The following is a 7785-nucleotide window of genomic DNA, read 5'->3' on the forward strand; positions in this document are numbered from 1 at the left end:
TCGGGACTTACACCCGTTAGATAATGCTCATGCCGAGCGTACAAAGATAACTCCTACAATATCAAGGTATTGAAGGAGTTTTTTTATATTATATCCGTAACCAATAACCACTATCATATTTTCTAAAAATGATAGTCACACTTTTATCTACAACTCTTTCACCATATGAAAAGGCGCGTCTTGATACAGCCCTGACTGATCTAATGCACTACTTATGTGCTTATACCCGCATTTTTCATACATAGCGACAGCATTTCCAAACTGGTGATATGAAACAATATACATATATGTATATCCAGCCTTTATTGCTCGCTGTTCTATTAGTTGAAGTAGGCGTTTTCCAATTCCTTTCCCCCTAAGCTCCGGTTTAAAATGGAATTTTGACAATTCAGCGTACCCTTTTGGCAAGCCTTTAGTTGGATAAAAACCGCCACCACCCAATATTACACCGTCACATTCAACCACCCAATATTCTGCATTTTTTATATTAAAAGTCTGAAACATCATATCTGTATGTGGATCATCATAAAATGTGCCGACTTTAGGAGTGTCATGTTCTTCAACTGAAGCACGAAGTACACAAGCAATTGAAGTATTATCCTCTTCCTCTATTGGACGTATAACAATGGGTGCAACATTCTTAACTGCAAGATTTGTTTCCTTTTCGTTCATTGTATTATAGATGAAGTCCATACTATTTATTATCTCTTGCAGTTGGTTATCATTCAGGTGTGCAAAGATTTCCTCCACAGATTGATTAGCGGCAGCATTTAAGCGATGATAAATTTCACATCCTTTTTGTGTGAGATTTATCAGCCCCATGCGACTATCTCTTTCTGTTCCTTTTCGACATATATACCCTTTTTGTTCCAGTTGTTTTAATAAACGGGAGAGCAAACCTTTATCCATGTTTAACTCACTGGATATATCTTTGGAACTTCTATCAGGGTGCAAATAAACATCCTGAATAATGCGAACCTCGGGAAGTCCAAATTCACTTTCTAAATAATACTTGTTAAGTACGCCTAACAACTTTGTATAGAACCTGTTAAAGGTTCTTATACTATTCACATGTTCCTGTTTCATGGCGCAAAGATAAGCCCTTTAGTTGACAAAGTCAACTAAAGGGTGAAATATATTATTTATCGCAAACTTTCAGGGCAATATTCATGAATCAAGGGAATCTTTCTTTTTTATATTTTCCCCAATATACTCATTCAACAGGTATAGAATGGCACGGTAATTCGATTATGAAAGTGGTGCCTATCCCCAGTTGGGAATCTACTAATATCCGCCCATTCATTTTTTCGACGATCAATTTACAAATAGATAAGCCCAAACCGGCTCCTTGAACAAAGGAATCCTACTTTTCAAACCTTTCAAATATCTTTTCAAGCATATTTTGCGGGATACCCCGGCCGGTGTCTTTAACACCGATTCGGACAAACTGATGGTCTATCTCATAGAAGACTTCCACATGTCCGGTGGTAGTATTCTTTAAAGCATTCGAGAGGAAGTTACTTACTATCTGTTTGATGCGCAGCTTATCCAGTTCTGCCAGAAAAGCATGCTCGGGATAGTTGGTTAAGAGTTCAACACCGGAAGGTACTTGATGAACATACTCCGCCACGCTCTCGTTAAGAAGTTCGGTAAGATTAACCCAGTCCGGATGGAGTTCTATATATCCGGATTCTATCTTAGAGAGATCAATCACGTCATTAATCAGATTAAGCAGAAGTTTGTTGTTGTGGCCGATCAGAGAATTATAAAGTTCTTTTTCCGCTGCATCCTCCGTACTAGCCAACAAGCTCGAAAACCCGATGATAGCATTCAAAGGAGTACGGATTTCATGGCTCATATTGGCCAGGAAAGCAGACTTTAAACGATCGGATGCTTCGGCTTTATCGCGTGCTTTGACAAGCATTTCCTCTGTCCGTTTCAGTTCTGTGATGTCATAATTGATGCTGATTATTTCGATAATCTGATCTTGCGGGGCATATTTCCTGACTAACAAATGGACATACGTCCATGTGCAGGTGCCATCCTCTCTATAGATACGCATCTCTTTGCTAAGTTTGACAGTAAGTCCTTTCCGCACATCGTCCAAAAACTGAATCAATAGGGCACGGTCGTCGAGATGGAAATGCCGGTATGCAGAAAAGATTTCGGATAAAGGAGTTTCATCTTCTTCACCTACATTATCGTACCAGCTCTTTTGGGCGTAACCATGTCCGGTCAAAACATTGAAGTGAGCATAACCAACCTTAGCATAATCACCGACCAGTTCAAAAAACTCTTCAAACTCCTGGATTTTATTATAAGCCACAGTTGTTTCTGTCTTATCCGCATTAATCAACAGGTAATTTATCGGTTGGTGTTCGTTATCATACAACGTAGTCACCTTAGTCACCAAATCAATCTTGCCCTCCTTTTGGGAGTTCTGATAATAGGAACCTACTTTCGAGAAGTCATAGCGGAAAGTAAAGTCGGCATCTTCATTCTTCTTCAACCGCTCTTTCATTTCTTTCGGGAAAATAGGATTCTCGAAAATATTGATACCCAATATATCTTCTTTCTTCTCTACATGAAACATCTCCAATTCCTTATCGTTCAAATCTATCAATACTCCATCCATATTATATAGTTCGATGCCGATTGGTAAATGCTTGAAAATGTTATATAAGAGACGTTCACTATACTGCAATGCCTGATAAGCAGATGCCATATCGGGAGCATCTTGCACTTCGGCTATACCATAAACAATTTCATTTCCGTCTTCGTCCGTTTCTTGAAAGCAGATCTTACTACGCATCCAGACAGCTCCTTTCACCGTATCAAGTAAATATACCGCTTCCGGTCTTTGATGCACGCCAAAAGAATGGACAGTCGTAGGACGTTGCTCCTCCTTCAGAATACGTTTATTGAAATCCTCAAAACTTATAACTCCGGTCTTATCCAGACCTAATAATTCTAATATAAAATCAGAACATTCATAATTCGCAGTTGATAAATTGGCTTTCCACCATCCCATATTAGCGTTAGCCATCAACTGCGAGAAAAAAGTGAAATCTTGTAGTCTATTCATAACGCTATTTATCATTTTAATACTTTTTCGGGCGCAAAAATACAGATTACCCACAAACTGGACTTTCAGAAAGATATTTTTTTAGCATATTATAAGAAGTTTATTCGTCGTTAAACTAAAAAATTTCCGGTTAAAACTTTCTCATAAAGAGATTGTTCCAACCGGAAATTCTGCATTTATTGTGTTTCTATTTTACTTTTTCAAGGACTGATAAACAGCTTTTGCCATCACTTTGGCACCTGCTTCATTCGGATGAATCTTATCCGGGAATAGTTCGGGCATTCCGTCCATTGCCGTATGAAGATCGATGACGGACAGGTTGTTTTTCTTAGCAACTTTCTTTATCATCGGAATAATTTCTTTAGAGATTATATCGTCATTGATATTATCTCCGGTCTGATAGGCTTTGGAAGGATAACAAAGATAAATTTTCGGTTGGGCAGGCAATGCTTTGAAAGCATCAACCATTGTTTGAAGATCTTTCGTGAAGTCGGCTTTATACTTCCAGTTGAACGATTTACTGTCATTCGTACCCAGTTTGATGACAACGATATTGGGATTGAAAGCCAGCGCATCCTGATAAGCCTTTTCGTTCATATAAGGATTATCGCCCTTATTCAACAGAGTACGGGCACTTACTCCAAAATTCTTTACCCAATAAGCCTCCCCCAGCATACGACCTAACACAGCAGGATAGCTATCACGATCGCGATTCTTGATACGTGCTCCATACGTTATACTATTGCCGATACAAGCTACACGGATGGCATCTTTATGAGGCACTTTAAAACTACGAAGCCAGGAAGTCAGCTCATTCAGCATCTCACTCTTGTAGAGGAAACCTTCGCGAATCCCCCATCCATGTCCGCCGGAAGGATAGATATGAAGTACTGAAGGAACATTGTTCTTATTCAGAGCCAGATAATAATTAACTCCATTAGCAGGTGGAACCACCTTGTCGTCGTCACTGTAAACGATGAAAGCACGTGGTGTATCTTTCGTCACTTGTTTCTCATTGGAATATTCCGTTTCCAATTCGGCAGAAGCATCTTTTCCCAGAAGATTGTTGTGAGAACCCATGTGGGTATAAGATTTATCCATCGTAATCACAGGATAGAACAGAATCTGGAAATTCGGACGAAGTTCGGGTTTGGCGTGAGTGGCAATGGTAGACGCCAGATGTCCACCGGCAGATGAGCCCATGATACCGATATCATTGGGATTCAAATTCCAAACATCAGCACTGTCACGCGCCATTTTCATAGCTGCTTCAGCATCTGAAATCGGTAGTGTACGATCACCGTTCGGCATCCGGTATTTCAAAACAATCAATGCAATACCTTGCTTATTAAAATAGGGTGCCCAGTCACAACCTTCATGATCGAAAGCCAAATGCGAATATCCGCCACCCGGACAAGCGACCACAGCACGCCCCGTTGCCAGTTCCGGCGCCGGAAGGAATACGCGAAGTGAGGGTTGTTCGATATCAAAAGGTTTCGGAGCATTCTGTGCTACCACTTGCGAACCTGCCAGTAAGATAAATAACAGGAGAAAAATAGTAGAAATTTTCTGTTTCATAGTATCTATATACTTTGATTAATGAATAATTAGACGTGCGAAGATAGTAATTTTACGTATCTTTGCACCTCATTTTGAATAGAAAAAATATATGCAAGGAATAAAGAATCTGACAAAAGGCCCCATCAACCGCCAACTGTTTAATCTGGCAATGCCGATCATGGCAACGTCGTTTATTCAAATGGCATATAGCCTCACAGATATGGCATGGGTAGGACGGTTGGGAAGTGAAGCCGTAGCCGCTATCGGTTCTGTCGGAATCCTGACATGGATGTCCGGTTCTATCTCCTTATTAAATAAGGTAGGATCTGAAGTGAGTGTCGGACAATCCATCGGTGCGCAAAGTCAGGAAGATGCCCGTAGCTTCGCGTCTCATAATATCACGATTGCTCTGGTTATTTCCATTTGCTGGGGCGGACTCCTTTTTATATTTGCAGAACCTATCATACGTATTTATGAACTTGAGGAACATATCACAGCCAATGCCATTCAATATCTGCGGATTGTTTCTACCGGATTACCTTTCGTTTTCCTTTCCGCTGCCTTCACCGGAATTTATAATGCAGCAGGGCGCAGCAAAGTCCCGTTCTTTATCAGTGGCACAGGATTGATATTGAATATCGTTCTGGACCCACTCTTTATATTCGGTTTCGGACTGGGAACAAACGGTGCGGCGTACGCCACCTGGATTGCAGAAGCAAGTGTTTTCCTGATTTTCGTCTATCAGTTGCGTTGTAGGGATGCGCTGTTGGGCGGTTTCCCTTTCTTCACCCGGCTAAAGGAAAAGTACACGCGGAGAATCCTTAAACTTGGATTACCCGTAGCGACTTTAAATACATTGTTTGCCTTCGTCAACATGTTCCTCTGCCGCACCGCTTCCGAACAGGGAGGGCACATCGGCTTAATGACGTTCACCACCGGGGGACAAATCGAAGCAATTACCTGGAACACCTCACAGGGATTCTCCACCGCACTAAGTGCCTTCATCGCCCAAAATTATGCTGCCGGACGAATCGAACGGGTACTTAAATCCTGGTACACTACCCTATGGATGACGGGAATCTTCGGTACACTCTGTACTTTGCTATTCGTTTTCTTCGGAAACGAAGTTTTCGCCATATTCGTGCCCGAACAGGCTGCTTATGAAGCCGGAGGCGTATTCCTTCGTATCGACGGATATTCCCAGCTCTTTATGATGCTCGAAATCACCATGCAGGGAGTTTTCTACGGCATCGGCCGCACAATACCCCCTGCCATTATCAGCATCAGTTGCAACTATATGCGTATTCCGCTTGCTATCCTGTTTGTACGGATGGGTATGGGAGTGGAAGGAATCTGGTGGGCAGTCTGCGTCACCACCGTTGCCAAAGGTTTAATTCTTTTGAGTTGGTTCATTATTATCAAAAAGAAGTGCTTAAGTATTCCTTCAACGATAAAAGGATAATGTTCGTTTTCCTTTATTAACAAACAAAGGGATTCATCCGAGTTATTTTAACTTAAAAAGTACATGCTTGCCAAATAATATGTATCTTTGCATTGTTATTTATAATACGAAGCGATTCGTATAAAAACATTATTTATAAACCAATTAAAAAAAACATCAACATTATGAACAAGATGAAATTTATGGTTCTCTTCATGAGTATTGCCATGATATTTGGTAGCTGTGGAAGTATGAACAACACTGGTAAAGGTGCTGCTATCGGTGGTGGTTCGGGTGCTGCACTGGGTGCAATCCTGGGAGGTGTTATCGGTAAAGGTAAAGGTGCCGCTATTGGTGCTGCTATCGGTACGGCAGTAGGTGCAGGTACGGGTGCTCTTATCGGTAAGAAGATGGACAAAGCAGCAGCAGAAGCAAAACAAATTGAAGGCGCACAAGTAGAACAGATAACAGACAACAACGGATTGCAAGCCGTGAAAGTAACATTCGACTCGGGTATTCTTTTCACTACCGGTAATGCAAATCTAAGTGCTGCTGCTAAATCTGCTTTAAGCAAGTTTGCCAACAATGTGCTCAATCAGAACCGGGATATGGACGTGTCTATCTACGGATACACTGACAACCAGGGCTGGAAAAACAGCACTGCCGCACAAAGCCAGCAGAAAAATCTGAACTTGTCACAAGAACGTGCACAGAGCGTGTCTAGTTATTTGTTGAGTTGTGGTGTTTCCACCAATCAGATCAAAGGTGTACAGGGAATGGGTGAAAGCGATCCCGTTGCAAGCAATGATACTGCTGCCGGTCGCGAACAAAACCGTCGTGTAGAAGTATACATGTACGCAAGTGAACAAATGATTAAAGATGCACAAGCAGCTGCTAATTAAAAAAATTCTGCGCTATACGCGCAACCTGCTGATTTTCTTCTTTGCATCCACTCTGTTGGCAGTGATTGTGTATCGGTTTATGCCGGTTTATGTCACTCCGTTGATGGTTATCCGAAGCGTTCAGCAGATTTTTTCAGGAGATAAACCCACGTGGAAGCACACGTGGGTTTCTTTTGATAAGATATCTCCCAACCTGCCGATGGCGGTCATAGCCTCCGAAGACAACCGTTTTGCCGAACACAACGGATTCGATCTTGTAGAAATCAAGAAAGCGATGAAAGAGAACGAAACACGCAAACGGAAACGCGGAGCAAGCACCATTAGTCAGCAGACAGCCAAGAATGTGTTCTTATGGCCGCAATCTTCGTGGGTACGCAAGGGACTCGAAGTCTACTTTACGTTTCTCATCGAACTGTTCTGGTCGAAAGAACGAATCATGGAAGTCTATCTCAACTCTATAGAAATGGGAAATGGCATCTACGGCGCGCAAGCCACCGCAAAGGTAAAATTCGGAACAACAGCTGCCCAGTTGACCCGGGGACAATGCGCACTTATCGCCGCTACTCTGCCCAATCCGATACGGTTTAACTCGGCGAAACCTTCGTCATACATATTAAAACGACAAAATCAGATATTACGGCTGATGAATCTGGTTCCTAAATTTCCACCTGAAGAGAAAGCTGTAGAAAAGAAAGCCGTTGAAAAGAAAAAAAGCAAAAACAAGAAAGGCAAGTGATAATTGAATCATAAATAAATCGAGTAGGAGGAAAACGAAGTAGTTTTCTTCCTACTTTCGC

General features: G+C 41.7%; 5 protein-coding genes and 1 pseudogene. 3 read left to right on the plus strand and 3 right to left on the minus strand.

The genetic code is table 11. The features are described 5' to 3' along the window. Window positions 1-147 precede the first annotated feature (147 nt). The 3 genes and pseudogenes from DXB58_RS27330 to DXB58_RS27340 form a co-directional block, all read right to left on the minus strand. The gene (locus DXB58_RS27330) at window positions 148-1086 is read right to left on the minus strand and encodes a helix-turn-helix domain-containing GNAT family N-acetyltransferase (protein ID WP_122138863.1); all 939 of its coding nucleotides are present in this window, start codon (window positions 1084-1086) and stop codon (window positions 148-150) included. A 127-nt stretch (window positions 1087-1213) separates the two neighbouring features. Continuing rightward, window positions 1214-3085 (minus strand): annotated as a pseudogene (locus tag DXB58_RS27335) (PAS domain-containing sensor histidine kinase). Window positions 3086-3277: 192 nt separating this feature from the next. Next, window positions 3278-4663 (minus strand): GDSL-type esterase/lipase family protein, encoded by a 1386-nt coding sequence (locus DXB58_RS27340; protein WP_122138864.1) that lies wholly within the window; start codon window positions 4661-4663, stop codon window positions 3278-3280. Window positions 4664-4754: 91 nt separating this feature from the next. Here DXB58_RS27340 and DXB58_RS27345 point away from each other — a divergent pair, with 91 nt between their 5' ends. The 3 genes from DXB58_RS27345 (at window position 4755) to mtgA (ending at window position 7724) form a co-directional block, all read left to right on the plus strand. After that, window positions 4755-6107: an MATE family efflux transporter gene (locus DXB58_RS27345; RefSeq protein ID WP_122138865.1), complete on the plus strand. Its 1353-nt coding sequence runs from the start codon at window positions 4755-4757 to the stop codon at window positions 6105-6107. A gap of 164 nt (window positions 6108-6271) precedes the next feature. Beyond that, complete coding sequence (locus DXB58_RS27350; protein ID WP_004300348.1) at window positions 6272-6988, plus strand: OmpA family protein; 717 nt, start codon at window positions 6272-6274, stop codon at window positions 6986-6988. After that, window positions 6966-7724 (plus strand): monofunctional biosynthetic peptidoglycan transglycosylase, encoded by a 759-nt coding sequence (gene mtgA / locus DXB58_RS27355; protein ID WP_122138866.1) that lies wholly within the window; start codon window positions 6966-6968, stop codon window positions 7722-7724. The genes DXB58_RS27350 and mtgA overlap by 23 nt, the downstream gene beginning before the upstream one ends. Window positions 7725-7785: the final 61 nt, after the last annotated feature.

Source organism: Bacteroides sp. OM05-10AA (genome assembly GCF_003439055.1).
GTDB classification, from domain to species: domain Bacteria; phylum Bacteroidota; class Bacteroidia; order Bacteroidales; family Bacteroidaceae; genus Bacteroides; species Bacteroides intestinigallinarum.